This window comes from Nocardia iowensis (assembly GCF_019222765.1).
GTDB lineage: Bacteria > Actinomycetota > Actinomycetes > Mycobacteriales > Mycobacteriaceae > Nocardia > Nocardia iowensis.
In genome coordinates this window covers 5,142,879-5,169,063 of the sequence record NZ_CP078145.1, presented here as the reverse complement: position 1 = coordinate 5,169,063, position 26,185 = coordinate 5,142,879, and the positions used below count along the sequence as shown (strand labels likewise).

The window sequence follows — 26,185 nt, the reverse complement described above, 5'->3', positions numbered from 1 at the left end:
GTCTGATCAGACCACGGGTTCGGGTAGGACGCGTAGAGTGTGTGGTTCGATCGCGCCGCGGATCAATGCTCGGGCGTCGATGGTTTCCGGGCGGTAGGGCAGGGTGGTCAGTCGGTCGGTCATGGCTTGTACCGGGTCGGTGATTTGTTCGTTGAGTCCGAACAGGAATGTCCATTCGTGTTCGTCGCTGCCGTATTGCACGACGGTGGCGAACTGGTCGTGGAAGCGGTTCCAGGACCGTTTCAGTGTTTCGTTGCGCCACATGGTGGCGCATCCGGCTTGGGCGCTGAGCACGCCGCCGGGGGCGAGTAGTTCGCGACATCGCGAGAGGAACTCTGTTTCGTAGAGCCGGTTGTGTTGTGCGTCTTCGACTCTTTCGTCGGGCAGGTCGATGACGATGACGTCGTAGCGGGTGCCGGTCTGGGCGGCGTTGGCCAGGAAGTCCCAGCCGTCGGCGTAGTGCACCGTGATCGGGCCTTGGGCCTTGACGGCGGCGGCCAGGTCGTCGCTGGTGTAGCCGTAGGGCAGGTGTTCGGCGCACAACTCGACTTCGCGTTGGTCGATGTCGACGTGGTCGACCTGTGTCGCGCCCGCGGCGACCGACATCTGGCTGGCCACACCTTCTCCGGAGCCGATGATGAGGACCTTGTCCAGTTTCTGGGCCAGGGCGAAAGCGGGGACCATCATCGCTTCGTGGTAGGTCAGTTGGGAGAATTCGGTGGATTGGCGGTCGTTGTCGGAGAACAGGCTGATGCCTTGGTCGGTGCGGGCGATGACCATGTGCTGGAACGGGGTGTGGGTGTCGACGATGACCTCGTGCAGGTCCCAGATGCGGGTCAAACCGGCGCCGACGGGTTCCTCGATGCGTTGGGAGCCGTGTCCGCGTCGGATGACTTGCATGCGAACGTCGTTGGGGGCGAGTTTGTCTCGTAGGAGTTCGACGGCTTTCGACGCGCCGGCGCCGATGCTGCCGCAGGTGAAGACGTCGACGAAGATGTCGCCGGACTCCGGATAGGTGTGAATCGAGGCGTGGGACTCCGACAACAGCGCGAGGACAGTCACCCCCTGCGGATCGAACTTTTTGTGAACGACATCGCAGATGGTGACGCCCGCGGCGATCAAAGACTCACGCAACGCCGATTCGAGTCGTTCGAGATCGTCGCAGAGCGCCGCGTCGACACCACCGAACTCGGCCAGCACGTGCCAGCCGGTGAAATCCGCCGTCATGGGCAACTCGCTCTCGCTTAGGGGGCAGCCGGCGAAGCCGGCGGGGCGGGCAGGTTCAGCGCCCGAGGCATGCAAGGTCAAGGGCGGAAAACCGTTGAAGGACACCGACGAATAGCTCGCGGTATAGGCGCCGGTGTCGAGGGGCTGTATGCGATCACCGGCTCGCAACGTGGTCGGTAGGGGGACTCACGTGCATTGCTACGGTACATCGTCTCCGGCAGCGATCGAGCCTCGTTCAGAGTCGGTGCGGAGTTCACGTACGAGAGGGGAGTCCGCCGCCGAGTAGCGATCGATGGGGGAGGCCGGTCGGCGATGTGAGCACCATCATGCCGGGCGACCCGTGTGGCCGACGCCATCGTGAACCGTTGCGGGCGTGGGCAACTCGATCGCCACGCGATGGTGCTGGTCATCTGGGCGGATGACCAGTTCGGGCCTGGGGCGAACCGTTGCGAGAGGGTCAGCGAGAGTGCCGGTTTCGGCCTGCCTGTCGCGAGCGCGGTCGGCGCCGGGCGAGCAACGGGATCGCTGACCGAGTTGATCTTTGCGGCCGAACCATTAAGAGTTTGTTCCGGGCGGAATGTTTGAGGTCACAACTTTGGAGGGTAAGCTATGACGCCATTAGCTGGGAACGGGGAGCCTGCCCTACGTACAACCGTGCTGGGCGGCGAATGCCTGGAACCTCGGGACCCGGTGAAGAGAGTACCGATCGCGTCACTGCGGGATTCGGACTCGCCGCGGTCCGATGGGGTGGATCTCGACCATGTTCAGTTGTTGTCGGAGGTGCAGGTCCCACTGCCGCCGATTGTCGTGCATCGATCGACCATGCGGGTCATCGACGGTATGCACCGCTTGAAAGCCGCCATCCTTCGGGGACGTGATCACATCGAAGTCCGCTACTTCGATGGCGACGACGAAGATGCCTTCGTTCTGGCGGTGCAACTGAACGCGGCCCACGGACTCCCACTGTCCGCGGCCGACCGGACCGCCGCGGCCGCACGAGTCCTCGGTGCTCATCCAGAATGGTCGGACCAGGCGATCGCCGCGCTGGCCGGTATTTCGGACAAGACCGTGGCGGCAATCCGCCGAGCGTCGACGGCGGAGCATCCAGCCGTGAATTACCGGATCGGCAGGGACGGTCGCCGAAGACCACTCAACCCGACCGAGGGCCGGATGCGGGCCAGCGCGCTGTTCACCGAGAAGGCGGACGCGCCGCTGCGCGAGGTGGCGGCGGAAGCGGGAATCTCGTTGAACACCGCGCGCGATGTGCGCGAACGGCTACGCCGCGGCGAGGACCCCGTCCCTGAGCAGCGTCGCGGCCGGACCTGTCGGGACACCACCGCGGACCGGCACGATTCGGCTGATACGCCACCGGATCTGAACGACGCGCTGGCGCTGGCCCCGGACTGGAAGGCGAAATTCGACGTACTGGCAAGGGATCCCGCACTCCGGTTCAACGAGGAGGGCCGGACCATTCTGCGACTGTTGCACAGCCAGATGATGGGCGCGCAGGCATGGGAGCGCCTTATCGAGAACGTGCCGACGCACTCGACTGCCTCGGTCGCCGAGGCCGCTCGCAGGTGTGGCCAAGCCTGGCAGCAGTTCGCTCGCAGGCTGGAAGCTCGTCAGTGTGAGACCGGAACGACTCAGCGGTTCGTGAGTGAAGCTCACTGCTCGGAGTCGGACAGCCTGGGGCATTCCGCCGGAGATCTGCGGATCGTCAGTGCGCGACGAGCATGATGCGGAACCCCTGCTACCCCTGCGCGGTTCGGGCTTCCTGGACGAGCAACTGCTCGAGGTCCAAGAGGAATTGGTGAGCATCGGACGGCGGCATCGCGGCGGTGTCCGTGGACAGCAGGATGCGAATCCACTCGGATCCATCGCCGTCGACCATTAGAAAGAAAGGTTCGGCTTCTTGAAAGCTGTGCGGGGCCACAACGGTGTGGTCCAGCGCAGCGCAGATCGAGTCGGCATCGGCGATCGAGCCACCGCGAGATTCCCGAATATCGTTGAAGCAGGCGGGAAACGCGTCCTCGGCATGACATTGCAGAACGAGTTCGTCGACCAGGTCGGGGTCGTAATGGCCGCGTGAGTAGGCCGCCATCGAGGACTTCAAAGCCGACCGCGCCACCGCGGCGAACGATGGTGACCCGACATCGATGGTCGCGGGTACTTCCTGGTGCAGGTTGGCCACCGCGTTGCGCAAATCGGGTGCGAACCGGTTGGACACCAGCAATCTGAAGGCGACACGCGACAGGCCCGCTCGACGTCCAAGCAATTGGGCGGTGGCGGCGAGTAACACTGCCCCCGAACTGATGTCGTACCGTGCGGCCAGCGTCGACAACGCCAGCGCGGCGGCCAGGGAGTCCATCGCGAGGGTCGCGCACTGTCCCGACCGTTGGGCGGGAATCGCGGCCGGTGGTGCGTCGGCCAGCTGGCGTTGCCAGTAGGCCAGCGACCGGGCAAGCAGACGTTGTCCCTTGGGCGACCGCTCGAAGAGCGCGTGTTCGACGGGTTGTCGTGAGTTCGCCGGCACCGCATGGCCGTTCAGCCTGGCAATCAGTTCGTCGGCCAGCACGCGAAGCGACGTCAGGTCCACCGCGAGATGCGACACGCAAAAGGCCACCAGTACCGGAACTTCCCGGTCCAGTACCACCAGGGCACGTAAGGGGAGATCTACCTCGAATTGGTAGCCGGTCTGTAGCATCTGCGCTTCCCACGCGCGAAACACCGTGCCGGGATCCTCACCCGGTTCGACCGACGCCGTATGCACCGAGAACGAACCCGACTGGGATACATACTGGGACAACGCCCCCGCCGCATCGGGCACGAACACGGTGCGTAGCGACTCGTGCGCGCCGACCGCCGCCGAAAGGGCCGAGAGTACGTCCGGCAACGTCGGTTTCATCGAGAGGCCGACTCGGTAGATCTGGTTGAAGAAGGCGGAATTCGGCAGCTTCTGCTGGATGGCCCCCCACAGCTGCCGTTGCGCGCAGGTGGCGGGTGCGACCGCTGAGCGCGAACCGTGAAACTCGACCAGCCGTTGGTCCATAGCTCAACCTTCACACGAGGAAACGAACACATGACTGCCATTTCGTCCGGATCGTGCGGGGCAGCAGGTGCCCCGCACGATCCTCGAATCAACCTGATCGATTCAGGCGGAAAGCTTTTCCAGTTCGCGTACGACGTCGTCGACCGGCGCCGTGGTGTCTATTTCGAGGGTGGCGCTCTTGCGCAGGAGCGGCTCGATGAATCGCTGATGCTCGAGGATCATCTGACGTTCTTCATCGCTCTTGCCGTACGGGTTGTTGGTCCGGCTCGCAATACGGCTGAGCATCACGTCAACTGGTGCGCTCAACAGGACTACATGATCGAACGAATCGTAGAAGTCGGCCTGGTTCGACTTGCAACCGGACACGAATAGCATGCCTTGTTTATGGTCTGCCAGCAATTTCTCGATCGCCTCTTCGCGCCAGATCCAGTCGGTCCCGCCATCCTCCTCGGTTACCCAGCGACACCACTCGTCGGTATCCGTATCCACAACACGGTGACCACGTTCACCGAGCTTTTCTAGAACTGTCGACTTTCCCGTCCCCGACATTCCCGTGACAAGTATCTTCAGCATGCCGGAAGGGTAGCACTCGGGTTGGTCGCGAAACATCACCCCCGAGAACAGATCTCGGACGGTCAAGAGAGTTGCGGTGCGGATTTCCGGATTATGAAATTCTCCATCACAAGGATGTCCATGCCCGACGCGTGGAAGGTGCGCAGCGCATCGAGCGGAGTGCAGACTATCGGTTCTCCCGCGACATTGAAGGACGTGTTGAGTAGGACGGGCACGCCGGTCAGGTTGCCGAACTCGGTGAGCAGGCGGTGGAAGCCGGGATTGTCGGCTTGCACGACCCGGTGGATTCGGGATGTCCCATCCACGTGAACCACCGCGGGCGCGTCGGCGCGCAGGTGCTCGTTCGCGGTGAAGGCCATCATCATGAACCGCGCGTCACCGCCGTGATCGGTGTAGCTGTCCGCGTGCTCCTCGGGAACCGAGGGGGCGAACGGTCGCCACGGCTCGCGGTGCTTGATCACCGCGTTGACTCGATCGCGCATCTCCGGTGTCCGCGGGTCGGCGAGGATGCTCCGATGCCCGAGGGCTCTGGCCCCGGCCTCCATCCGCCCGGAGAACCAGCCGATTACCGAACCGCGTGCGAGATCGCGGGCGATCACCGGTGCCGGGTCGTCGACGAACTCGAACTCCGCCTGCACGTTGCGCAGCGTGCTCTCGATCGTGGCGGTCGAATAGGCGGGGCCGAGTGCCATGGAACCCAACGGTTTCGGCAGAGCGCCGGAGTCGGCATGGCAGGCAACCAGCGCCGCCCCGGCTGCCGCACCGTTGTCCGCGCATCCCGGATGGGCGAAAACCCGGTCCACCTCGGGCAACATGGCGATTCTGGCGTTCATCTTGACATTCATCGCGACGCCGCCGCCGAGACACACTGTGCTGACGCCGGTTTCCCGTACCGCCCACGACACGAGTCGACACGCCGCCTGCTCCGTGGCGATCTGTGCGGCGAGCGCGAGATCCTGGTGCCACGGTTCGACCGGTGCTACCCGAGACCGCGGCGGGCGCCCGAACAACTCGGCCAGCCGATCGGTGAACCGACCGGAGTACGTGTGCGGGCCGTAATGGATGTACTCGGGTGCGACGCGGTAGTCGATACCGTTGTCGGCCGGATGCAGCACCGCGCTGACGAGCGTGTCGAGTCCGGCATCCGGCCTGCCGTGCGAGGCCAGGCCCATCACCTTGTACTCGCCGTCGGAGGAATCGAACCCGAGATACTCGGTGATCGCGGCATAGAACCAGCCGAGTGAATGCGGGATCTCGATCTCTCGAATCAGCTCCAGCGCCGCTCCCGTTTTCAGCCAGACGGTTCCGGTGTGCGTGTCGCCGGAGCCGTCGAGGACGAGTACGACCGCGTCGCCATACGGGCTTTCGTGCGCGGCCTGGAACGCGTGGGTGTAATGGTGTCCGGTTCCGACGATCTCGGGAATGGCCTCCACGCCGAAGGTGCGGCCGAGTTCGCGCCGATGCAGTTCCCGCAGGCTGTCCCGGTTGAACGTGGACAACTGCTTGTGCTGCCAGCGGCTCGTCGCGGCGTCGACCGGCCAGGTTTCATTCATGCGCTGGTAGAAGGCGGCGATACGGCCATCGCTGTATCCGGTTACATCCCAGGGCATTGCGATCCGATGGACGTCGGACAGGTCGGTCTTCGCCGCTTCCAGGCAGTACCGGATGGCATTGATCGGGTAGATACCGAACGCGTGCTTGTGTCGAATGAAGCGTTCCTCGTCGGCGAGCGCCAGCACTCGGCCGTCCTGGACGATGGCGGCCGACGGATCGTGCGGTCCGGTCATGATGCCGAGGTAGAGGCGGTCCGGTACGGGTGCGGGCTCGGCGTGCGTATGTGAAATCATCATGGCGTCAGTAGCTTTGGACGTCTCGTCTTTCCTGTGGGCTGAGCGAACGGGCGTACAGATCCAGTCGGCGGAGGTGGCGCCGCATGACGCCGGACTTGCGATCCCATTTGGCAACCCACTCCTCGAAGGTCTCCGGCGGCTCGTGCTCGGAGGAAACGCGGAAGCCGCCCGGGGCCTTGGCCTGATGCGCGGGCTCGTTGGCGGAGAACCGGATGTCGACGCTCCAGCGGACCCGGTCGGAGATGTTGTCGAGGGAGCGGTGCAGGACGAGTTCGTTGAACATCAGCGCGTCGCCCGGCCGCATCGGTACCGATATCGGTTCCGTGGTGAATTCAGGTGCATCCCGGAGTGTGGTGATACCGAATTCGTCGGTGCTCTTCGGCAGTACCCCCTGCTTATGCGAGCCGGGTACGACCGCGAGACAGCCGGACTCGATACCCACGGGCACCAGCGGAATCCAGAAGGTCAGGATTCGGCTGTCGTCGGCACTCCAGTCGTCACAATTGAAGGCGTCTTGATGCCAGTCGATGGATTGGCTGGGATCGTGCGGTTCGCGCGGCCTGCCGTTGAACAGGTGGTAGGCGCGGATTTCCGGGCCGAGAATCGATTGTGCCGCACCGAGTAGGCCCGGCTCGAACCACAACTGGTAGACGGCGGGATCGATGAGGATTCGACGCCAGACGATCGGCCTGGAAGCCGGCACCTCCGCTCGGATCGCGGCCCACCGCTGCTCGAACGGCAATTCGTCGTACAGGCGCGAGAGTTCGCCGCTGTCAACCAATTCGAGAGCATACTCGTCGACGATCTTCTGGAAAACTTCGGCGACTCTGTCGCGAGCTTTCTGCGAGACCACATTCTCGAGAACCAGCAACCCATTTCGCTCGTATAGCTCGATTTGCTCGGCAGTCAGAGCCCCATCCATAGCTGTGTCTCCTTTCGTTGTTGTATCGTTCCACCCGGGAAGAAAACGCCGCAAGTGATCAATCATCGACACGGAAAGACAAGGCGCACAATGAAGATTGTCATCGCAGGCCGTGGTCGACTGGCTGTTCGTGGAGCCCATCTGTTCAGCCTGCTCGCGCATATGACATGCCGCGGCGCCGAACTCGTGTGCGTGCCGTCGACAGACGATGACGGCCAGGATGGTTGGCGGCCATCGCTACGTCGTGCGGCCCGAGCCAATGGCTGGCCGATCTACGACAGCATCGCCGCGCTCGGTTTGGATTCCGCGGATCTGTTGGTGTCCCTGCAATATCCGACGCTCATTCGGATCGCGGACCTCGGGGGAGCGCGGGCGGTGAATCTCCATTTCGCGTTGCTGCCACGCCACCGCGGCAGCCTCCCTTGCTATTGGCCGATCGCCGGTCGGGAGCAGACGGTCGGTGTGACGTTGCACGAGTTGACCAAGGGGGTGGACGCGGGGCCGATCATCGCCGCGCGGTCTTTTCCGCTGCCCGAATTCACCTCCGCGGGTGATCTATTCGAGATGTTCCATGATCACGCGTTCGAATTGTTGACCGAACAGGCCCGGGCTCTGATCGAGGGTAGTTACACGGCGCGTGCGCAGCAGGACCATGGCGAACCCGCGCATCGGCGCGCGGATGTGGACTTCACGCAAGCCGAGATCGCCGATTTCGCGAGGCCCGCGGCAGTGGTCCGCGCCGAATGCCTGGCCATGACCTTCCCCGGTTTCCAACTGCCCACCTTCCGCGGCAGGCCGGTGCGCAACGCGTACCTGCTGCCACATGGGCTGCCCGGCGGCGAGATCGGCGCGGTTGTCGCGGAGACGAAGCAGGCGGCGGTGGTCTCGTGTGCCGACGGCTTCGTCTGCCTGGAGTACGCCGCCGAGGAGTGGTCGGCCTGACCGCGGGCTGCGTCGCGCCTCAGGTTGCGTCGCGCGGGGCGAGTGCGGTGATCTCCTTCGCGATCAGCGCGAGGTCGTCCTCGGTCAGCTCCGCATGGCATGGGATGGAGAAGACGGTGTTCGCGACCTCTTCGGTGCGCGGCAGTGTGACGTTGTCAGCGGCGAACACCGCGTCGAGGTGGGCTGGTGGGAAGTACACGCGAGCTTCGATGCCACGGTCGCGCAGACCTTGCACGATCGCGTCGCGGCGCGTGCTCGATCGAAGGGTCAGCATCATGTAGGTCGCTGTTCGGTCGGGGCGGTTGGGCGGAAAGAGGACGTCGGCGTCGCGCAGGTGAGCGGCCAGAAACTCCGCGTTGGCCTGCTTGCGCTCGATGATGGCGCTCAGTCTGGTCACCTGCACTCGACCGATCGCCGCCTGCATTTCCGTCATTCGCCAGTTGTAACCGATCGAGGTTCGAGGCGTGCCGTCATCGGCGACACCGTGGTTCCGCAGCTGTCGCAGGCGTCGGGCGTAGTCCGGGTCGTGGGTGGTCACCATGCCGCCCTCGCCCATGGTGATGTTCTTCGTCGGGGTGAAACTGAACATGGCGCCGTCGGCCAGACCGCCGACGGGGCGGCCTCGATAGCTCGCGCCGTGGGCTTCCGCCGCGTCTTCGAGTAGCAGGATCCCGGCCCGGTCGGTCAGCGCGCGCAGTTCGGCCATGTCGGCGGCTTGGCCCGCGTAGTGCACCGCGATGACCGCCTTGGTCCGTGCGGTGATCAGTGCGGCAACGTGATCGGCGTCGATGTTCAGGATGTCGGCGTGCACTTCCGCGAATACCGGTCGCGCGCCGGCGTGTACGACGGCAGTCGCCGTCGAAAGAAAAGTGAACGAGGGCACGATAACCTCGTCGCCCGGCCCTATTCCGTGGGCGAGCAGCATCGCGGTCAACGCGACTGTTCCGTTCGCCATTGCCACGGCGTAGGGCACGGCGTGGACGCGCGCGAATTCTTCCTCGAATGCCGCGGTCTCAGGGCCGTTAGTGAGGAACCCGGATGACAGCACTCGTTGTACGGCTTGCAGCTCCGGTTCTCCCATGATTGGCTGCGCGAACCGGATTCGGAACTGTGGCGGCTTCGACAATGACATGAGACGAAATCCTTATCTATCCATCAGTTATTCACAAATAGCACACTGTTCGATGGTGGCAATGTTATGGAGGAGCGATATGACCAACCCTGTTCCGCAGACCCTGGTAACGATCGGCGAGGCCGAGCGTCGTGCGGTGGATCGGGTACTGCGCAGCGGCAAGCTCGTGCAGGGGGAGGAGGTCGGAGCTTTCGAGAACGAATTCTCGAAAGCTGTTGTCGCCGACCGGAGTTGCGTGGCCGTCAACTCTGGCACGAGCGCGCTCCATCTCGGTTTGCTTGCTGCTGGTATCGGTCCCGGTGACGAGGTCATCGTGCCATCGTTCACCTATGCGGGTACAGCCAATGCGGTGCGATTGGCGGGTGCTAAGCCGGTCTATTGCGATATCGACGAGAAAACCTACTGCGCTGCTCCGGAATCAGTGCGGGCGTTGATCGGTCCGCGTACCGCAGCCATTCTGGTGGTGCACCTCTTCGGTCATCCGGCCGATATGGACGAATTGGTCTCGCTGGCCGAGGGTACGGGTATCGCGCTGTTCGAGGATGCCTGCCAGGCACACGGCGCGACCTGGCGTGGCCGCCCGGTCGGCAGTTTCGGCACGTTCGGCGCATTCAGCTTCTATCCGACGAAGAACATGACCACCGGCGAAGGCGGAATGATCGTTTCCGGCGACCGTGCCCTGGTGGAAAAGGCTAGACTGCTGCGCAATCAGGGCGCTCGAAAAGCGTACGACCACGAGATCGTCGGCTTCAACAATCGAATGACCGAGACCGCCGCCGCGATCGGCAGAGTGCAATTGCAAAGCCTGGCCGGGTGGAACGAGCAGCGTCGTAGCATTGCCAAGCAGTATTCCGCGGAGCTGACGAATGTGCGGGTGCCCTCGGTAGGCCCGAATGTCGAGCATGTCTTCCACCAGTACAGCGTTCGGGTACCCGACGGGGTCGACCGGGACCAGGTACGCGAGGAACTCCGCAACCGGCAGGTGGGGACCGGTGCCTACTACCCGGTGCCCTGTCACCGCCTCGCCCCGCTGCGGGCCCCCGTCGACCTGCCCGTCACCGACGCGGTCTCGAGCACGATGTTCGCGCTGCCGATCTTCCCGGCGCTCGGCCGGGAGGATCTCCTTCGGGTAGCTCGCGAGGTGAACGAGCTGACCGCGCCCACAGGGTGAGCAACCACCCCGAGCCGCCACAGCACTGGTCGTACAAGACGGAAAGAGTGGGATATGTCTGGGGGTTCTTTCGTGGAGGCGGAGGATTTGCTCCGTACCGCGTACGAGAAGTTGACGAGCGCCCCGGCAGACGATCCGTTGGCCTCGGCGGCGACCCATCTCGTGCGCTGCGCCATGGATGGCGTGGCGATGCTCAATCAACCCGAATCGTCCACGGCGAGAGGGATTCTCGGCTGCGCTCGCGCTGCGGTGACGGTTGCCACCTACGCGCTGCGTGAGGTCGACGGGAGAGATCGACGGCATCGGAGCGCCGGACTTCGCCTGCGAGCGTGTCCAGAACCGTTGCCGGAGTAGATATGCGGGCAGCACCGAGGCGCCGGGACCGGCGGGTGCTGCCGGTTGATTCGGGCGTCCCGTCGATCGTGGCACGACGGGACGCCCGGACACGGTCAGTTCGATCCGTTGAGCGGGACGAACGGCAGGTGTTCGAACTTGGTGGCCATGAACTCACGGACGATCCGCTGGATGTTCTCCGGGCGGTAGCGCTCGGCCGTGCCGAAGCCCGCTGTCCGCAGCCGGGTCGCGAGGGTGGGCTCATCGCGCAGCCGACGGACCGCGGCGCGCAGGCTGTCGGCGTCGCCGAACGGAACCTGCAGGCAATTCCGCTCCGGCATCGCGTATTCCGCCGAACCGCCATTCGGGCAGAGCACCGCCGGAACACCGAGGGCCATCGCCTCCAACGGGGGATTGCCGAGACCCTCGACTCTGCTGGGGAACACCAACGCGTGGCAGGAACCGATGGCAGCCGCCACCTCCGTGGCGTTCAGCCCGATACGCAGCTCGTCGACGAGGTTCGCGAGCTGCTCCGATGGCGGGCCCGGCGATACCCACACGATGTGGAACCCCTCCGCACGCAGCGGCGAAAGCGCCTGTAGCGCACCGGGTATGCCCTTGGTCGTCACGTGCTCGGGGCCGACCACGATGACGCGGAACGGCGGTTGTGGCGCCGGGGTGCAGTCTTGATCGAACATCTCGCTCGCGATCGGGACCGAAATCAGTTCGGCCGCACGATGAAAGCGCTGTTCGAAGATGTTCACCATGGACTGGGATCCGGCCCACAACGTCACCGGCAACTGGTGCATCCGGAACGCGAAGTCGATGAAGTCGCGGTCGAATCCGACGGGGTCTTTGCGCAAGGTCGGCTCGCCCGCGGAGTATCCGATCACCGGGCCCGCTCCGGATTCCAGCGCGGCGAAGTAGTCGATCCAGCAGCCGACCAACAGCGTTGCCGGAGCGAGTTCACGCAGCGCGTCGGCCAGCGCGCGCGGGTCCGCCAGCGGCGCGCGGGAGGCGAAACCGTACTTGTCGTACTTCTCGTCCAGGCAGTCCTCGCCACGGACCTGGCGGACATGCACCTCGGCGCCTTCCTCGCCCAGCATCTTCGCCAGCTCCAGTTGCACGCGCATGCCGCCCGTCTGGATGGGAAAGGGCAGGACGAGCACGAGTCTTCGGTTCTGTACCGATGAGGTGGTGACCGGCCCCGGATCGGCTCGGTCGCCGACCAGGACGTCGGCGGCATGGCGGCCCTCGGCGAGGCGTAGCCGGTCGACCGGGGACAGCGCGTCGAATACTCGGGCGACCCGGCGGATCTCGCGCCGGGTATGTACCGACCACCGAGCAGGAAAGCCGAACTGGTCGAGTACCGCGGTGGGGGTTTTGTCTTGGGTCATGCTGGGCTCATCACCTTCGAGTGGGTGGCGTACTTTCCGTAGATCAGCTGGTGGATGGCGTCGTAGTCCGCGGCGCGACCGAGGTCGCGCCACCGCTGGCGGCCGGTGCGGTCCGGGGTATCGGTCTGGTCGGTCCAGCCGATATCGATCGCGTGCTGTCCGAGTTCGTTGATCCGCCAATCGGGTGCCGCGTCGGTGTCTCGCTCCAGCGCGGTCATGGCGAGCGCGGAGTAGATCCGCAGCGATGCCTCGATCGAGAAGCGGTCCTGCACATGCCGCCACCCGGCCTCGGCGGTCCGGTCGTACTGCTCCGGGTCGGCGAGCAAGTCGGCGGCGGCGCGGGCCGCCGGTAGCCAGTCGACGGTGACGCTGCCGTCGAGCTGGACGGTGGTCGGCATGTGCACGCCGGTCCGGCCGTGCCGCACGCTGTCGCGGTAGCCACCCCAGTCGGCGACGATGGGTGGCGTTCTGGCGACCTGCGATTCGATCGGGACGTAGCCGAAGTTGTTGTCGTAGATCGTGGACGCCGACACCACGAACGTCGCCCTGGCATACGCCGCGGCGAGCCCGCTGGCATCCAGGAACGGCAGGAAGACCGCGGCGTCGGTCAGCTGGGCCGCCGCGAGCGATGCCTCGAGTTCGGCTTGATACGCCGTCTTGGTCGCGCCCGCCGCGGCGTGCAGGAACACCAGCACCGGGCGATGGCCGTGATCGCGAAGCCAGGCGGCCAGCGGAACGATGTGGTGCACACCCTTTTCCGGTTTCATCCGCTCTGCGCTCAGGATCACCGGGCGCCGGGGGTCGAAGCCCGCCAGTGCCTCGGTCAGTGCCGCCGGCGCCGGTCCGTTCGGCAGGAAGAGCCCGAGGTCCGTTGGCATCGGAGCGACGTCCACGCTGGATTCCCACGGTGCGTCGAGAAACGTCCGCAAGATCTCGCGGTCGGCCGAGCAACTGCAGACGAGTGTGTCGTTCGACTGGAACCGCCGCATGAGCGCCACGCGCCAGGGGACCGCCCGCGTCGCGTCGCCCATGACCAGCGCGAGATAGGGCGGCCGGTGCCGGGAGCGGTCCCGGGCATTCAACAGGCGGATGTCCGGGATGCCGACCAGTACGTCGACCCGGCCGACGAACTCGTCGGCCGGTTCTCGCTCGTCCCAGGCCTCGAAGACGGTGTCCTTACCCGCCGGCGCCGCGCTGAGGGCGTCGAATCCCTTGGCGCATCGGAAGACGCTGCTGTGCGCGGCCGGCCCGCCGTACTTCTCGGCGGCGCGCAGGATGCGGCGCCGAATGAAGTGCACACCAATCCGGATGGTCATCGGCTTCGGCCTTTCAGAACTCGCTCGCTTGCAAGAAGTCCTCGAACCGCACCGACGCCGGGTCGAGCGGCTCCACGCGGACCCTGACCAGACCGTTCGTCACCACGTCACGCACCGGCGACTCGGAGTCGTCGAGGTAGTCCTCGTGCAGTTTCTCGCCCGGTCGCAGTCCGACGATCTCGACGGGCAGGTTCGAGCCCGCGTTATCGATCAGCGTGTGTGCGACGTCGAGGATGCGGACCTGCTCGCCCATATCGGCGAGCAGCGTTTCGCCGCTTCGGCCGTGCTCGGCCGCGAGCACGATCAGCTTGACCGCGTCGTCCATGCTCATGAGAAAGCGGGTCACATCCGCGTGCGTGACATGCAGCGGTTTGTTGTTCTCGATCTTTTCGACGAACGTCGGCAGGAATGAACCACGACTGCCGAGCACATTGCCGAATCTGACGTTGGCAAAACGGCGATTGTAGGTGGCACCGAAATGTGAGGTCAAACGTTCACTCAGCCGTTTGGTGATGCCGAGAACCGACGTCGGGTTGGACGCTTTGTCGGTGGAGACATTCACAAATATCTCGGTACCGCATTTCGCGGCCGTGGACAATGCCGTCCGAGTGCCGAGCACATTGACGCGGTACGCCTCGGACGGGTGCTGCTCGAGCAGCGGCACATGTTTGAGTGCCGCCGCGTGTACCACCACCTCGGGTCGCTCGCGCTGGAAGACCTCGCTGAGCGCGTCCTCGTCGCAGATGTCGCGCAGGTAGTAGGTCTGCGCGGGAATGCATTGCAGGTCAGCAAGACTCAGCTGCAACGCGTGCAGCGCCGAGTCGTCCCGGTCGAGCATGACGAGCTCGGCGGCGGGCATCGTGGCCACGGCACGGCAGAACGCCGAACCGATCGAGCCGCCCGCGCCGGTCACGAATACGCGCTTGCCCGCCAATATACCGAAATCGACGGGCACTGATCTGATGTGATTCGCGTACTGCCGGTGACCGTTCAGCTGCATTTTCAGAACGTCATCCACCCTCATCTGTATCCCTTGACTATGTTTTCTCTGGCCATGCACATTGGTTTCCATGGTTGCATCCCAAATGGGTGAATGGACATCGCATCGTCCCCCGGAATTCTACGGATTGGATGATACCGCTCGTGAGCGAATGAAGCGCAGCTGCGAAGTTTTGTCGGCTGCGCTCGATACCGAAGCACCGATTTACGGTGTCTCCAGAGGCTTCGGTCCGCTGGCCGAATTCGAAGCCGACACCGACGCCAACAGGCACGGTCTCGGCCTGATCTCGCACCTGTCCGCCGGACAAGGTGACGACCTCGACATCGAGACCACGCGGTTGATGCTCGACCTGCGGCTGCGCGGGATGACGCGCGGATACTCCGGCATCGACCCGGAGCGTTGGGAAGAAATCGTCAACTTGCCGCGATCCGGGTTCGTCCCGGTCGTGCCCTCGCTTGGCAGCGTCAGCGCGAGCGGCGACCTCATCCCGCTGGCCCACGCGGCCAGCGCGATGTCCGGGAAAGGCCTTGCCTGGGACCTGGATTCGGACCCGCCGGTGCAGGTGCCCGCGGACCTGCGATTGCGTCAGCTCGGGCTGGAACCGATCACCTGGGGCGCCAGGGAAGCCCTCGCGTTCGTCAACGGCACGAGCGCGAGCCTGGCCGCCACGCTGCGTAACCAGGCCAGCCTCCGCGAGCAGTGCTGGATCGCCGCCACGCTGACCGGCGTGATCGCCGACCTGCTCCATGCCAATACCGAGGCCTACCACGAGGTCGTAGGGCAGGCCCGCGGTGGCTCGCCGGGACATGCCCTGGCCGCCAGCTGGATTCGGGCCCAGGTCACCGATCCACGGGACGGCAGTTCCGCGCGCCAACTCCAAGAGCCGTACTCGCTGCGGTGCGCGCCGCAGATCGTCGGATCAGTGCTCGACTTCCTCGACGCGTTCTCGCTCATGCTGGGACGTGAGCGCGCTGGCTGCTCGGACAACCCCATCGTCAGCGCCGACGGCATCTTCCACGCGGGCAACTTCTATGCGATCACGGCCGGACTGGTCTCCGATCAGCACGCCACCCTGCTGCATCAGATCGCCTTCATGGCCGAACGCCAGCTCGCGCTGATCCTGAACCCGACGAGCAACGGCGGGCGTCCCCCGCTGCTGGCCGCCCGGCCGGGCGCGACGAGCGGACTGGCCGGGGTGCAACTCGCGGCGACCGCCTTCCTGGCCGAGATCAGGCAGCTCAGCGCACCCGCGACGACCACACCGGTACCGACGAACCTCGACAACCAGGATGTCGTGCCGATGGCCCTGATGGGTGCGCTGCGGGTAGCCCGCCAACTGCAACGGTCGGAACTGGTGCTCGGCTCACTCGCACTCGGCGTAGCCCAGCTGGCGCATATCGCCGACTACCGTCCGGGCACCAACCGGCCCTGGCTGGCGGACCTGCTGGCCGCGACCCCACGGCTTGGGGACGACCGGCCATTGGCGCCCGAAGTCCGTGCCGTCTGGGAACTGCTGCGGGCCGAGGCGCAGCGCCAGTGCGGGACCGACGAGGAGCTGTTCGGAGCGCACGAGACCGGAACCGAACGATGATCGTTCTCGGTATCGGCGGCTCCACCCACGACTTCAGCGCCTGTGTTCTGGTCGACGGCCAGGTGCGGATCGCGGTCGAGGAAGAACGCCTGTCGCGCATCAAACACCACTCCCTGGAACGCCTTCGCGTTTCCGATATGCGGCTGAGTTCGGTCGACTACTGCCTGCGCGAGATCGGCGCGACTCTCGATGATGTCGACCTCGTGATTGCCAATGACCTGGTCTACCGAGGGGCGCTGCGGTCGCTGCCCGCGGTCCGGCCGATCAATCATCACCTCAGTCACGCCGCTTTGGTCAGCTATCTGTCGCCCCACGCGGAGCAAGCGATTCTGGTGGTGGACGGGTTCGGCTCGATGCGGGACGGACAGGCGGAGACCGTCTCCTACTTCGTCACGGACGAGGACCGGGTGCCGCGGCTGATCCACCGCGAGACCAACCAGGTCCGGCGGGTCCACGCCGACCGGCCGTTCAGTTGGCAGAACTTCGACTTCGTCGAGCACTCGCTCGGCGAGCTGTACTCCTTTGTCACCGAGGCCATCGGCTTCGGCCTGCACGACGCGGGAAAGACGATGGGGCTGGCGCCGTACGGCTCCGAGCGTCTGGTCGAGGAGTTTCATCGGATCATCGAGGTCGATCCGATCGGCCGGGTGCGGTTCGACGACGCCACCCGCACGGAGCTGGCTCGGCTGATCGCCGCCGAGCCGGCCGCGACGGAGGAGTGGAAGCATCAGGCCGATGTGGCCAGGGGAGTGCAGGCCGTTCTGGAGGAAGCGTTGCTGCGGCGCGTGCACGATCTGCATCACCGCAGCGAGCGCGGCGCACTGGCTGTCGGTGGTGGCGTGTTCCTCAATTCCGTTGCCAACCAGCGAATCCGCGACGAAGGGCCGTTCGGCGACTTCTATCTGCACGGGGCGACCGGCGACAGCGGAACCGCCATCGGCGCCGCTCTGTACGGCTATCACCAACACACCGGAAAGCTGCCGCACCAGGAGGAGGAGCTGATCTACACCGGTCGCCGCTATGTCCGCGACGAGACGCTGGCCGCCCTCGAGGCAGCGGCCGGGGTCGACTGGACCGAGGACGAAGACGTCTGCGCCAAGGCGGCGGGCGTCCTGGCGGGCGGCGGCGTCGTCGGCTGGTTCCAGGGGCGATCGGAATTCGGTCCGCGCGCCTTGGGTAACCGGAGCATCCTGGCCGATCCCAGCAGGCCGGAGATGAAGGACCGGATCAACTCCGTGGTGAAGCACCGAGAGGGCTTCCGGCCGTTCGCTCCCGCCATCCTCGGGACTCGGCAGACGGAGGTGCTCGATACGGCCGCGCCGTCCACGTACATGTGCATGAACGGCAAAGTTCACGACCAGGCGCGCCGTCAGTTCGTCGCAGCCACCCACGTCGATGCCAGCGCCAGGTATCAGACGGTGACCGAGCAGACGAACCCTCGGTTCCATGAGCTGATCACTCGATTCGAAGCGCTGACCGGTGTGCCCGGCCTACTGAACACCTCGTTCAACGACAGCGAACCCATCGTCGAAACTCCTGGCGACGCGATCGGCTGTTTCCTCGGCAGCGACATCGATTGCCTTGTCATTGACAATTTCTTCGTCACCAAACAATGACGGGAATCTAGCGAGGTCGTCGGCCACCGGCCGATCCCGACTCGGCCGGTCCGGCGGCACCATCGAGAACGCGCAAGGGTGTTCACCCGAGCGCAATCGGCTCTACTCGGGATAACCGCGGTTGCCGCGTGGGTGAACGTTCAACCTCGGAATTTCCGAGGTTGAACCCGCCCTCGGCGTTACGCGAAACTTTCGAAGACCAGGCGCGAGGCGCACGGGTACGTTCGAGGTCGGATCGCATCCCCGCGGTGTGCGGTTGCCGACGTAGTGGGCTGATACCGCACGCTGCGGTGGCCAGTATGGCCGAGACGGCCCGGCGGCGGTTCTTCGGCGCGAAAGCTGTTCGGCTGAGCCGCAATCCATCGACATGGCTGGAGGAATTTACTTGTCCGCATTGGTCGGCAATGATGGGAAACTGCCTGACTCGGGGCAGTTGGGGGAGGAGAGTCCTGTGGAATCCAAGACAGCGACAAATGATATTTCTACCCTGCACAAACTGGTGAAGATGATCCTCGTCGGGCTGGAATGGCCATCCGATGGCGCGCCACCAGGACCCGATACTCGGATAGGCGAGGGTGGTCTCGGCTTGGATTCGCTGATGGTGGTCGAACTCGCGCTCGATATCGAGGAAGAATTCGATGTCGAGATCGATGAAGAAGAGATGTTCGAAATCGGCGGGATGACCCTGGACGGTCTCGCGAAATTCGTGGACACGCGGGCTGAGGGCTAATCGACGTGACCGTTGAATACTTTTTGTCAGCCTACGTCTCCGCCATCGGCCCCGGATCGCTGTACTGGCAGCGCCATGATCAGTGCGTTGCCCTGTGGCGGCGCGAGGGGGAGCGGGTCGAGCTGGTCCGCTACTGGGAGCTGGAGCGCATCAGCGGTCTCAAGCATCATGTCTGGCCGTTCTTCACCGAAGAGCGACGGACCCAGCTGTTCGATGCGCTGGTGCGGACCGAAGGCCTGACCATGGCCGATATCAGCGGCATCTGGGGACTTCCGGACGCCGGAGACAGCGGCAAGATCAGGCAGCTGGCCCACGATGCCCGCACCTCGGTACACAGCATCGGACACCTGTTCTCCGCTCTGCTGCTGGACTCCCGCGTCTTCCGCGAGGAAACGATCGTCGCGCTCGCTATCGACGGCGGACCCGACTTCGTCCTGGAAGACCGAGTTCCGGCCTACTGGTACTCGGGCGCGGTGGTCCGGAACGGCGAATTGCACATCCGGCCAGTCGAATCGCCCGGATTGCTTTATACGGCGGCCGTCATGGTCTTCGGCCAGGAGCCGGGCACGTTGATGGCCGCGACCTCGCTGTGCTCCTGCCGTGCCGAGATTCCCGCGCTGTCGCAGTCCGCGCTCGATGAGCTCACCTTCTACGGAGCCAGGGACAACGGCTGGGCGACGGCCACTCGCGTGCTGACCGCCGCGGTGGACGAGGGCAACAGGCTGTTGGCGGACAACGTGATCGGCAACTGTGGAGACAGCAGGCTCACGCCGGAGGAGCACGTACGGACCGCGGTCATGTGGCGGGTGCAGCAGATCGCCGAACACATCGCCGTGCGCAATATCGAGCGATTGGTGGCGGAGTTCGCCATCGACACCCGTTCGGCCTATCTGGGCATGAGCGGCGGCTCGGCGCTGAACTGTCCCACCAATTCCCGGCTGCTCGACGAGTTCGGGTTCGTTGGATTGCTCTGCCCGCCCTGCGCGAACGACGGTGGGCAGGCGTTGGGCATCGGGCTTGCCGGTTTCTACGCGGACGGCGTGCTGCCAACGGCGGAGTTCGTGTTTCCGGGGCCCTACCTCGGTCCGCAGGAAATCGAGTTCGAGCAAGCACGGCAGGAGTATGCCGAGGCGATCGCCGACGTATCCGAGTTCAGCGCCGTCCGCTTTGCCGCCGATCTCGAGCGCGGCCCGGTGGCCTGGGTGGACGGTGCCAGCGAGATCGGCCCGCGAGCCCTCGGCCATCGCAGCCTGCTGGCCGATCCGCGGCGCCAGGCGAGCAAAGACCGACTGAACGAGATCAAGGACCGACAGTGGTGGCGGCCGGTCGCGCCGATCGTGCTGGAAGACCAGGTCGCGGAGTGGTTCGACGGAGACCGCCGGTCGCCGTACATGCTGGAGGTCTTCCGGGTCGCCGCCGCGAAACAAGACCTGGTGCCCGCGATCACCCACCTCGACGGCACCGCTCGGTTGCAGAGCCTCACCGAGGCCGACGACCCCCGCCTGTTCGCCGCGGTGACGGCGTTCGCCGAGCGCACCGGTGTCCCCATGGTGTGCAACACCTCGCTGAACGCGAAGGGGGAACCCGTCATTCAGACCGCGTCGCAGGCGATCGCCTTCTGCCTCGCCAAAGGCGTGTCGGTGCTGTACCTGAACGGCCGACGAATCGAGCTGACCAGTGGCGTGATCGAAACGCCGGTCGTCGGTCCTCGGCCGCGTCAGGTGGAACTGTTCGCTGGGCAGGAGCAAGCACGGGACGCGCTGTGGCGCGAGCTCGAGGAGTCCGGAATCGGTGTCGAGTTGATGGCGTTGATCGCTCGCGCACCGCAACTGGCGTCCGCGCTCAGCAGTGACCGGGCCCGGCTCAAATTGCGGGCGCTCGCCGACCGCACCATCGGCAGCGACCCGGCCTGGCACGCCTACATCGACCATCTTCAGACGACCTTCGGCCCGGGCGGGACCTTCGAGGGCTGCTTTGTCGACGGCGGAACAACCGAGGACACCTTGATGCCGCTGGTGTCCGACCGGATGCAGCACAACACACGATAATTCTGTCGCAGATCAGAGGAGACCGACGTTCAGTGGAAGCGGAACTCGCCGAGACCCTAGTGTCCGATGAAAAATTGACCAGCCCAGTGAGTACCCATAACGAATGGGATCCACTGGAGGAAGTCGTCATCGGGACCCCCTATCACCTCGATTACCACAACGACCGCTCATTCCGAATCTTCTTCCACACGAATCGGTCGACCATCAACACCGACGGCGACATGCGGAAAGTCCGCCCGTCGAACCAGATGAAGGAAGAATGTCTGGAGGACATCGCCGATCTGATAAAGATCATGGACGACTTCCGGGTGACGGTCCGGCGGCCGGAAGTCTCTGAGCAGGTTCCGGTGGTGCAGTCGCCGTACTGGAAAGCTCCGATGGGGCATGCGCTGATGAGCCGAGACATCTTTCTGGTGATCGGCAATGAAATCATCGAGACCTCGCCGATGATGCGAGCCCGCTACTTCGAGCCCGAACTCTACAAAGAGCTGTTCACGGAGTATTTCAACAAAGGCGCGAAGTGGACGGTGGCGCCCAAGTCACGCCTGCTGGACCACAACTTCGACACCGGTTTCCTGCAGGAGTTGGGGTTCGAGGAGGAGGCGCCGCAGCAGCCGTTCTACGAGATCATGTTCGACGGCGCCCAGGTGATGCGGCTCGGTCGGGACCTGGTATTCAACGCCTCGTCGGAGAACCACCGAATGGGTGCGCGGTGGCTCAAGCAGCACCTCGGTGATGAGTACCGGGTGCATCTCACAAATATCACCGACACGCATATCGACGGTGAGGTATTGCCGTTGCGTCCGGGTGTTCTACTCGCCCGCGACACCGTCGACATCGATCTGCTGCCCGCGCCCATGCGGAATTGGGATGTCATTCGATACTCGTGGTTGGATCGGCCGCTCGAGATCGCCCAGGACGGCGTCCCGCTGCTGGCATCCCAGACGATCGGGATGAATGTCCTCTCGCTCGACCAGGAACACGTGGTGGTCCAAGACATTCAGGAACCGCTGATGCGGGACCTCGAGAAACACGGTTTCACCCCGGTGCCGTGCCGGTGGCGGCACGGTCGCAGTCTCGGCGGTGGCTTCCACTGCGTGACCCTCGACATTCGCCGTAGTGGCGGGCTCGAGGATTATTTCTCGGATTGATCCTGCCCTCCAGATTCGCCGAGACCGTGGCTCGATCGTTCGTGGCCACGGTCTCCTCCGTTTTCTATGGAGCATCAATTGTTGTCGAATGAGAATCCGCTCACCCAGGTGATCGGCAGGCTACCGAGCTGGGGGACGGCGGCCATCGAAGACCTCCAGACCACCCTGGCTTCCCGAGCGGATCCGTTCCCGTGTTTCTTCGCAGTGTCCGCGGTCCGCAAGTCCACCTTGCGTTTCGGATTCGTCGACGACGTCGACGATGACCGGACATGGGCGGCGCTGCCGGACATTCTCACCGAATATCTGCGGGTCTACCGGCAGATCGACCGGGAAACCGCGCTGATCGTGTTCTTCGGCTCCTCGGGGGAGGTCGCCGACCTCGACCGGTACCGGCAGCGGTTCTGGGAGGTGTTGCAGTTCTTGCACGGCCGCGACGAGACGACTTGGCCTGCCGAGATACCGCGGGACACCGACGACCCCACGTGGGAATTCAGCTTCGGCGGAACCCCACTGTTCGTGGTGTGCAATACCCCGGCCCACCTTTCGCGCCGGAGCCGATTCAGCCCGACCTTCATGATCTCCTTCCAGCCGCGTTGGGTATTCGAGGAGATCGATGCCGCGACGCCACGCGGGGCGGCGGCACGGCGGGTTATCCGTAAACGGTTGCGCGAGTTCGATCGTCGGGAGCCGCCGCCCGGCGTGCTCGGCGACTACGGCGATCCGGACAATCGGGAGTGGCGACAGTACTTTCTCCCGGACAGCGATGACGGAAACGGGCAGACCTGCCCGTTTCGGCATCGCGATGGTTAGTCAGTCGAGGGCGAGTCGCCGGAGTTGCTCCAGATCCGGCTTGCCTGAGGCGAGTAGCGGAATCGAGTCGATCATTCGTATCGATGACGGCCGTTTGTACGCGGCGAGTTCGGAGTTGCACAGGTCGCGCAGCTCGACGGCCACCTCGGCATTGTCGGGTTCGCGCAATTGGACCAGGGCAACGACGGTCTCGCCGACGACCGGGTGCGGTCGGCCGACCACCACTGCCTCGGCCACCGCGTCGTGGCCGCGCAGCACCGATTCCACTTCGGCGGGAAAGACATTCGCACCGGAGACGATGATGATGTTCTTCTTCCGGCCCGCAAGCCAGAAGTCGCCGTGCTCGTCGCGGCTCACCTGATCGCCGGTATGGAGCCAGCCGTCCACGATCGCCTCGGCGGTGGCGGCGGGATCCTCGAAATAGCCACGCATGACATTGGGGCCGGCGATCAGGAGTTCGCCGATCTCGCCGGTCGGCACCTCGGCACCGGACTCATCGATGACCCTGGTTCGCACGCCCTCGTACGGTTTTCCCAGCGAACCGGGTGCCGCGGATTGCTGATCGTTGTAGAGCGCGCACGGCGAGGTCTCGGTGAGCCCATACCCCTCGTGCAGGGGATATCCGAACCTGCGCACCCATTCCTCGGTGACCTGCCGGGGGAGCGGGGCGGCGGCCGACAGGGCGTAGCGGAGCCGGGGGAGCCTGGTCTTATCGGCACCGAGATCGAGAAGCAGCTGGAACACGGCGGGCACGCTCGGCAGCGCGGTCACCCCGTACTCGGCCAGATCCGCGACCAACTGCCTGCGTCGGCGCGGGTCGAGCAGCACCACCGCCGCTCCGCCGGAGAAGGCCGCGTTGAGCACGGCATTCTGGCCGTACGTGTGATGCAGCGGCGATATCAGCACGACGGCGTCTTGTGCGGTCGGCTGCATCCGGGACGCCTTCGCCCGCGCCGCCCAGATCACGTTGGCATGGGTCAACACGACACCCTTGGGGCGGCCCGTGCTGCCAGAGGTGAACATGATCGAGGCCGGGTCGTCGGTTGCCATGTCGGCGATCGCCTCGCCGACCGGAGTCGTTTCGAGCAGCTCCGGTACGGACGAGACACCGTCGACGGGCTTGTCGCTGATCAGCCGGACCGGGTACGGCAGGGCCGACAGCGCTTGGCGCACCTGAGGTAGCGCGGCCGCTTCGGTGACGACGACGTTCGGCCTGGTCAATTCGAATGCGCGGGTGATTTCCGCGGCCGTCGACTTTGGATTCAATGAGACGACGACATATCCTCCGGCCGTTATCGAAAAATATGTGAGAATGTGAACCGTCGTGTTGGATAGCACCACGCCGATTCTGTCGCCCCGGGTGAGACCCATTTGGCGGAACGCGGACGACAGTCGTGTCACATTGTCAAGGAGCTGCCCATAAGTGCATGAGCCGTCCGCGCCGGACACGGCCGTCGACGCTGGGTTGGCTCGGCGAAGGGATTCGGCGACATTCAACAGATACTCCAATAACCTCGGGACGATGACGACTCTGGAGCATACGTAAATCTCCTTGTATCTTCACAAGTCAGCCGAGTATCTTCACAGCCCATCAGATTTGCCGAAAGGCAGCAGGGAGAATCATCCTTGACGAAAGTAGTGGTAGTTGCTCCTCATTCCGACGACGAGTGCCTCGGTGCGGGCGGAACGATCGCGTTGTTTGCCCGCGCGGGCGCCGCGGTCACCGTAGTCACCGTGTGTTCCGAGCTGGAGCCGGTGTTCGCGGCCGGGGACCGCGCCATGATCCAGAACGAAGCGCGCCGCGCCCATAAGGTCTTGGGCGTCAGCGAATCCATCTTCTTCGACTACCCCACTACGGCGGTGAACCAGGTCCCGGTCGCGGAGCTGAACGGCCGGATGCAGCAGGTGATGAACGACGTACGGCCCGACATTGTGCTGCTGCCTTTTCCGGACCGCCACATCGATCATCGGGTTACGTTCGAATCGGCTGTGGTGGCCACCCGGCCCTACCGCGCAGGCCGCGAAATCCGGCTGACGGCGATGTACGAGACGATTTCCGAAACCTACTGGAATGTCCCCGGAGCCGAGCCCGCATTCAATCCGCACTGGACCGTGGACATCACCGAATCCCTGGAAGCCAAGCTGGCGGCGTTCGGTGAGATGCCGTCCAGGCACGCGCATTTTCCGGGCCCGCGTTCCAGTGAGGCATTGACCGGTCTCGCGCAATTCCGGGGCAGCCAGGCGAGTTGCGGATATGGTGAGGCATTTCAATTGGTCAGGTCATCGATAGCGCCAGCGGAACTCACCCAGGTGCTGACATGACCGCGCAGAATTCCGCTTCCGGAAAAACAGCCCTGGTCACCGGTGCGGCGGGTTTCATCGGATCCCATCTGGTCGAGTACCTGCTGACCGCGGGCTGGCGAGTACGCGGAATAGATGACTTCTCGGCAGGCACTCTGGAGAACCTTCGGGGGCCATTGCTCTCGCCGGACTTCGAATTCACCGAGGGCTCGGTGCTCGACGAGCGGCTCACCAGGTCGGTGGCCGCCGGAGCGACGCACATCTTCCATCTCGCCGGGCGGGTCGGCGCGATGTACGTCGAACAGAATCCGGAACAGACGGTACTCGACGCGGTACGGGCTACCCAAACGATGCTCGCGGTCGTCGGTGACACCCGCGTGCCGCTGTTCTTCGCCTCGACCAGCGAGATCTACGGCGATTCCGACCGGCTGCCGCTCGCCGAGGACGCCGACATCATCATCGCCCCGCCCGCCAATCCCCGGTCCTCCTACGCCTTCGCGAAAGGGGTCGGTGAACTGCTGGTCAACGAGTACGCGCGCCGCACCGGGGGGCCGGTCGTGATCGGCAGGCTGTTCAATACCATCGGACCGCGCCAGTCCGGCCAATACGGTTTGGTGGTTCCCCGGTTCATCGGCTGGGCCCGCGATAATCAGCCGATCACCATCCACGGGGACGGCAAACAAACCCGCAGCTTCAGCGCCGTCGCTGATGTGGTGCGCGCAATCGTCGCGACACTCACCACATCGGCCGCGCACGGGCAGACGATCAACATCGGCAGCCACCAGGAAACGTCGGTCAGCGACCTGGCCGCCCTGGTGATCCGGCTGACCGGATCGTCGTCCACGGTTCGGCACGAGCCCTATGACCACGTCCACGGCCGCGGTGCGCGAGATATCCGGCGACGAGTTCCGGACACCACCCGGTTGCGCCGGCTGGTCGGCGGTGCCTGTGCCACCCCATTGGAAACAGTGATTCGAACCATTGTCGAGGCTCCTGTAGAAACGTCCGTCGGAGGATCGGTCTGAC

The 26,185-nt window shown here is 64.7% G+C and carries 21 protein-coding genes; 11 read left to right on the top strand and 10 right to left on the bottom strand.

Features of this window, described 5'->3' with window-relative positions:
* Positions 1-6: 6 nt before the first annotated feature.
* The gene (gene speD, locus KV110_RS23710; protein WP_218469484.1) at positions 7-1,227 is read right to left on the bottom strand and encodes an adenosylmethionine decarboxylase; all 1,221 of its coding nucleotides are present in this window, start codon (positions 1,225-1,227) and stop codon (positions 7-9) included.
* A gap of 690 nt (positions 1,228-1,917) precedes the next feature.
* On the opposite strand from speD, the gene KV110_RS23705 reads away from it, so the two are divergent.
* On the top strand, positions 1,918-2,964 hold the full coding sequence (locus KV110_RS23705) for a ParB/RepB/Spo0J family partition protein (protein WP_218469483.1): 1,047 nt from the start codon (positions 1,918-1,920) through the stop codon (positions 2,962-2,964).
* A 13-nt stretch (positions 2,965-2,977) separates the two neighbouring features.
* On the opposite strand, the gene KV110_RS23700 is transcribed toward KV110_RS23705, so the two are convergent.
* The 4 genes from KV110_RS23700 to KV110_RS23685 form a co-directional block, all read right to left on the bottom strand.
* Positions 2,978-4,276 carry a condensation domain-containing protein gene (locus KV110_RS23700; protein ID WP_218469482.1) on the bottom strand — a complete coding sequence of 433 codons (1,299 nt, stop codon included), beginning with the start codon at positions 4,274-4,276 and terminating at the stop codon, positions 2,978-2,980.
* Positions 4,277-4,378: 102 nt separating this feature from the next.
* A complete protein-coding gene (locus tag KV110_RS23695; protein WP_218469481.1) occupies positions 4,379-4,849 on the bottom strand; it encodes an AAA family ATPase in 471 nt (156 codons plus the stop codon).
* Positions 4,850-4,911: 62 nt separating this feature from the next.
* A complete protein-coding gene (locus KV110_RS23690) occupies positions 4,912-6,699 on the bottom strand; it encodes a carbamoyltransferase family protein (protein WP_218469480.1) in 1,788 nt (595 codons plus the stop codon).
* 4 nt (positions 6,700-6,703) lie between these two features.
* Positions 6,704-7,783: a phytanoyl-CoA dioxygenase family protein gene (locus KV110_RS23685; protein WP_218469479.1), complete on the bottom strand. Its 1,080-nt coding sequence runs from the start codon at positions 7,781-7,783 to the stop codon at positions 6,704-6,706.
* 30 nt (positions 7,784-7,813) lie between these two features.
* Between KV110_RS23685 and KV110_RS23680 the strand changes: the two genes are divergently transcribed.
* On the top strand, positions 7,814-8,563 hold the full coding sequence (locus KV110_RS23680) for a formyltransferase family protein (protein WP_218469478.1): 750 nt from the start codon (positions 7,814-7,816) through the stop codon (positions 8,561-8,563).
* A 19-nt stretch (positions 8,564-8,582) separates the two neighbouring features.
* On the opposite strand, the gene KV110_RS23675 is transcribed toward KV110_RS23680, so the two are convergent.
* Positions 8,583-9,644, bottom strand: a complete 1,062-nt coding sequence (locus KV110_RS23675; protein ID WP_218469477.1) for a DegT/DnrJ/EryC1/StrS family aminotransferase — start codon at positions 9,642-9,644, stop codon at positions 8,583-8,585.
* A 130-nt stretch (positions 9,645-9,774) separates the two neighbouring features.
* Here KV110_RS23675 and KV110_RS23670 point away from each other — a divergent pair, with 130 nt between their 5' ends.
* Positions 9,775-10,866: a DegT/DnrJ/EryC1/StrS family aminotransferase gene (locus KV110_RS23670; RefSeq protein WP_218469476.1), complete on the top strand. Its 1,092-nt coding sequence runs from the start codon at positions 9,775-9,777 to the stop codon at positions 10,864-10,866.
* A gap of 449 nt (positions 10,867-11,315) precedes the next feature.
* Here the strand turns inward: KV110_RS23670 and KV110_RS23665 are convergent, their stop codons facing one another.
* Genes KV110_RS23665 through KV110_RS23655 form a run of 3 tightly spaced genes read right to left on the bottom strand, consistent with a single transcriptional unit; the run spans position 11,316 to position 14,936 of the window.
* Positions 11,316-12,596, bottom strand: coding sequence for a glycosyltransferase family 4 protein (locus KV110_RS23665; protein WP_218469475.1), 1,281 nt, complete (start codon positions 12,594-12,596; stop codon positions 11,316-11,318).
* On the bottom strand, positions 12,593-13,912 hold the full coding sequence (locus tag KV110_RS23660) for a glycosyltransferase (RefSeq protein WP_218469474.1): 1,320 nt from the start codon (positions 13,910-13,912) through the stop codon (positions 12,593-12,595). The genes KV110_RS23665 and KV110_RS23660 overlap by 4 nt, the downstream gene beginning before the upstream one ends.
* Positions 13,913-13,925: 13 nt before the next feature.
* Complete coding sequence (locus KV110_RS23655; protein WP_218469473.1) at positions 13,926-14,936, bottom strand: polysaccharide biosynthesis protein; 1,011 nt, start codon at positions 14,934-14,936, stop codon at positions 13,926-13,928.
* A 46-nt stretch (positions 14,937-14,982) separates the two neighbouring features.
* Between KV110_RS23655 and KV110_RS23650 the strand changes: the two genes are divergently transcribed.
* The 6 genes from KV110_RS23650 (at position 14,983) to KV110_RS23625 (ending at position 22,858) form a co-directional block, all read left to right on the top strand.
* Positions 14,983-16,503, top strand: coding sequence for an aromatic amino acid ammonia-lyase (locus tag KV110_RS23650; RefSeq protein ID WP_343224105.1), 1,521 nt, complete (start codon positions 14,983-14,985; stop codon positions 16,501-16,503).
* Positions 16,500-18,119, top strand: coding sequence for a carbamoyltransferase family protein (locus KV110_RS23645; protein WP_218469471.1), 1,620 nt, complete (start codon positions 16,500-16,502; stop codon positions 18,117-18,119). The genes KV110_RS23650 and KV110_RS23645 overlap by 4 nt, the downstream gene beginning before the upstream one ends.
* A 385-nt stretch (positions 18,120-18,504) precedes the next feature.
* Positions 18,505-18,849: an acyl carrier protein gene (locus tag KV110_RS23640; RefSeq protein WP_218469470.1), complete on the top strand. Its 345-nt coding sequence runs from the start codon at positions 18,505-18,507 to the stop codon at positions 18,847-18,849.
* Between the two features lie 5 nt (positions 18,850-18,854).
* On the top strand, positions 18,855-20,897 hold the full coding sequence (locus KV110_RS23635; RefSeq protein ID WP_218469469.1) for a carbamoyltransferase C-terminal domain-containing protein: 2,043 nt from the start codon (positions 18,855-18,857) through the stop codon (positions 20,895-20,897).
* Between the two features lie 86 nt (positions 20,898-20,983).
* Positions 20,984-22,048, top strand: coding sequence for a hypothetical protein (locus tag KV110_RS23630; protein WP_218469468.1), 1,065 nt, complete (start codon positions 20,984-20,986; stop codon positions 22,046-22,048).
* 78 nt (positions 22,049-22,126) lie between these two features.
* On the top strand, positions 22,127-22,858 hold the full coding sequence (locus KV110_RS23625) for a YqcI/YcgG family protein (RefSeq protein WP_218469467.1): 732 nt from the start codon (positions 22,127-22,129) through the stop codon (positions 22,856-22,858).
* On the opposite strand, the gene KV110_RS23620 is transcribed toward KV110_RS23625, so the two are convergent.
* On the bottom strand, positions 22,859-24,355 hold the full coding sequence (locus KV110_RS23620) for a class I adenylate-forming enzyme family protein (protein ID WP_281427677.1): 1,497 nt from the start codon (positions 24,353-24,355) through the stop codon (positions 22,859-22,861).
* 129 nt (positions 24,356-24,484) lie between these two features.
* On the opposite strand from KV110_RS23620, the gene KV110_RS23615 reads away from it, so the two are divergent.
* Together KV110_RS23615 and KV110_RS23610 are read left to right on the top strand one after the other, a co-directional pair.
* Positions 24,485-25,180: a PIG-L deacetylase family protein gene (locus tag KV110_RS23615; protein WP_218469465.1), complete on the top strand. Its 696-nt coding sequence runs from the start codon at positions 24,485-24,487 to the stop codon at positions 25,178-25,180.
* Positions 25,177-26,184, top strand: coding sequence for an NAD-dependent epimerase/dehydratase family protein (locus KV110_RS23610; RefSeq protein ID WP_218469464.1), 1,008 nt, complete (start codon positions 25,177-25,179; stop codon positions 26,182-26,184). The genes KV110_RS23615 and KV110_RS23610 overlap by 4 nt, the downstream gene beginning before the upstream one ends.
* Position 26,185: the final 1 nt, after the last annotated feature.

Bases quoted from the DNA above. Each gene is read 5' to 3' on its own strand.
- speD (WP_218469484.1), bottom strand. From the start codon at position 1,227: ATGACGGCGGATTTCACCGGCTGGCACGTGCTGGCCGAGTTCGGTGGT.
- KV110_RS23700 (WP_218469482.1), bottom strand. From the start codon at position 4,276: ATGGACCAACGGCTGGTCGAGTTTCACGGTTCGCGCTCAGCGGTCGCA.
- KV110_RS23695 (WP_218469481.1), bottom strand. From the start codon at position 4,849: ATGCTGAAGATACTTGTCACGGGAATGTCGGGGACGGGAAAGTCGACA.
- KV110_RS23690 (WP_218469480.1), bottom strand. From the start codon at position 6,699: ATGATGATTTCACATACGCACGCCGAGCCCGCACCCGTACCGGACCGC.
- KV110_RS23685 (WP_218469479.1), bottom strand. From the start codon at position 7,783: ATGCGCGAGCAGGCTGAACAGATGGGCTCCACGAACAGCCAGTCGACC.
- KV110_RS23675 (WP_218469477.1), bottom strand. From the start codon at position 9,644: ATGGGAGAACCGGAGCTGCAAGCCGTACAACGAGTGCTGTCATCCGGG.
- KV110_RS23670 (WP_218469476.1), top strand. From the start codon at position 9,775: ATGACCAACCCTGTTCCGCAGACCCTGGTAACGATCGGCGAGGCCGAG.
- KV110_RS23665 (WP_218469475.1), bottom strand. From the start codon at position 12,596: ATGACCCAAGACAAAACCCCCACCGCGGTACTCGACCAGTTCGGCTTT.
- KV110_RS23660 (WP_218469474.1), bottom strand. From the start codon at position 13,912: ATGACCATCCGGATTGGTGTGCACTTCATTCGGCGCCGCATCCTGCGC.
- KV110_RS23655 (WP_218469473.1), bottom strand. From the start codon at position 14,936: ATGAGGGTGGATGACGTTCTGAAAATGCAGCTGAACGGTCACCGGCAG.
- KV110_RS23650 (WP_343224105.1), top strand. From the start codon at position 14,983: ATGGTTGCATCCCAAATGGGTGAATGGACATCGCATCGTCCCCCGGAA.
- KV110_RS23645 (WP_218469471.1), top strand. From the start codon at position 16,500: ATGATCGTTCTCGGTATCGGCGGCTCCACCCACGACTTCAGCGCCTGT.
- KV110_RS23610 (WP_218469464.1), top strand. From the start codon at position 25,177: ATGACCGCGCAGAATTCCGCTTCCGGAAAAACAGCCCTGGTCACCGGT.